Source organism: Pseudoalteromonas sp. S558 (assembly GCF_005886635.1).
Taxonomy (GTDB): Bacteria; Pseudomonadota; Gammaproteobacteria; order Enterobacterales; family Alteromonadaceae; genus Pseudoalteromonas; species Pseudoalteromonas aliena.
In genome coordinates this window covers 1-1,824 of sequence record NZ_PNDU01000299.1, presented here as the reverse complement: position 1 = coordinate 1,824, position 1,824 = coordinate 1, and the positions used below count along the sequence as shown (strand labels likewise).

Annotated in this window: 2 protein-coding genes; both read right to left on the bottom strand. The window is 37.8% G+C overall.

Annotation, left to right across the window (positions count from 1 at the left end):
- Positions 1-138 precede the first annotated feature (138 nt).
- The gene (locus CWB66_RS17510) at positions 139-864 is read right to left on the bottom strand and encodes a YebC/PmpR family DNA-binding transcriptional regulator (RefSeq protein WP_077535404.1); all 726 of its coding nucleotides are present in this window, start codon (positions 862-864) and stop codon (positions 139-141) included.
- Between the two features lie 145 nt (positions 865-1,009).
- Positions 1,010-1,627 carry an HAD family hydrolase gene (locus tag CWB66_RS17505; RefSeq protein WP_138586369.1) on the bottom strand — a complete coding sequence of 206 codons (618 nt, stop codon included), beginning with the start codon at positions 1,625-1,627 and terminating at the stop codon, positions 1,010-1,012.
- Positions 1,628-1,824: the final 197 nt, after the last annotated feature.

The following is a 1,824-nucleotide window of genomic DNA, read 5'->3' as shown; positions in this document are numbered from 1 at the left end:
TTGGTCTGATCAATGTCTGTTTTAAAAATATATATTCAAATAAACATAACGAGCATGAATATCTAACATTTATTCAAACGTAAAAAAGCGTGTTTTGTATACACAAAACACGCTTTTAAAGCTTATAGCCGTTTACGTTTAATTTTTTACAATGGCATTGTGATAAATATTTTGCACATCGTCACAATCTTCAAGCATATTTATAAATTTATCAAAATTAGCAATAACGTCTTCGTCTTCAATCTCAATATTAACTTGAGGAATAAACGTAATTTCGTCTACTTCAAAGTTAATACCTTCAAAGGCGCCTTCAAGGGCTGTTTTAGCTTTAAAGTATTCTGTTGGCGGCGCAAATACCGATATTTTACCGTCCTCGGCTTCAACATCACTCACATCAACATCAGCCATCATTAACGCGTCGAGTACTACTTCGTCGTCATCCCCTGCAAAACCAAGTACCGCATAATGATCAAACATATGCGCGACACAACCGGGTGTACCAATTTTTGAGTCAGTTTTTGTAAATGGTAAGCGTACATCTTTAATTGTACGATTTGGGTTGTCAGTCAAGCAATCAACAATAACCATGCAATTGCCAGGACCATAGCCTTCATATCTAGCAACAGAATAGTCTTCCCCAGCCCCACCGGCTGCTTTCTCAATTGCTTTTTCAATAACGTGTGCTGGAACTTGGTCTTTTTTAGCTTTTTCGATTAGGCGGCGCAAGGTTTGATTTACTTCCGGATCGGGTTCGCCATTTTTTGCTGCTACATAAATCTCTTTACCATACTTTGAGTTTATTTTCGTTTTCGCATTAGCTGTTTTGATCATAGAACTTTGACGAACTACAAATGCTCTGCCCATTTTGTGCCCCTGATGAATACGTTATGTTTTGCGGTATTTTACCAATTCAAAACGTATTGGGCTAGCTCCACAATGGGCAAAAATCAATTAATAAAATTTGTATAACTAAAGACTAAACTTAAGAATAAAAAAAACAATGCGCTATTTAACATAACGCTACTTTTTTGGAATAACTTTCTACTAGCCCTACCAACTCATAAAAATGATGCAATATGTAATCGGCTTGGTCGGCATAAGCTGGTGTTACATCTGGAGCATATAAACATGCACGCATATTAGCGTTATGCGCGGCTTGTATGTCATACAAGTAATCGCCTACATAGAGTATATTTGCAGGGCTAATATCCCAAAGTGTTGCAATGGCATTCAATGCACTTGGATCGGGCTTTGCTGGTGCATCACTTCTGGTTAAAACCGTGCTAATTGGGAGAGGGTTATTTTGTAATTTAATTGCAGCAGCCTTGTCAAAATTACGCGTTACTATGGCCATCGGAATTTTTTTTGCGTCTAATTGTGCAATAGCTTCACTGACGCCGGGTAATATAGTCGCATGCTGGGCATCGAGTAACTCGTGCTGATGCACAATGTTCATGGCTTCCTCGCGCATATAAGCCGAAGGGAGTTGCGCTATAAAGTCGAGCAGGTCTTGCTCACAAGGGCAGCTTATTTGTGCTTTTATAAGTGAAAAATCTAACTCGGATGATACTAACGTACCGTCTAAATCAAAAATAACACCGTTAATAGCCTCTACCTGAGTCATCATATCATTCCTTGGATGTGGTAATAATTAGTTAAACGTACTTTAAACATAAATGATCTACTGCTTATACTCAAAATTTTTGGATAAATGATGTTAAGTAACCTGAACTCTGGATAATAAATCTATCTCAAGCAGCTATTTTCAGCGCTAACTACGTTGAATTTACTTACAATAGGCCCGCTATTGATACGTAAACTCGC

Excerpts from the sequence above, each read along its gene's own strand:
- CWB66_RS17510 (WP_077535404.1), bottom strand. The coding sequence starts at position 864 with ATGGGCAGAGCATTTGTAGTTCGTCAAAGTTCTATGATCAAAACAGCT.
- CWB66_RS17505 (WP_138586369.1), bottom strand. The coding sequence starts at position 1,627 with ATGATGACTCAGGTAGAGGCTATTAACGGTGTTATTTTTGATTTAGAC.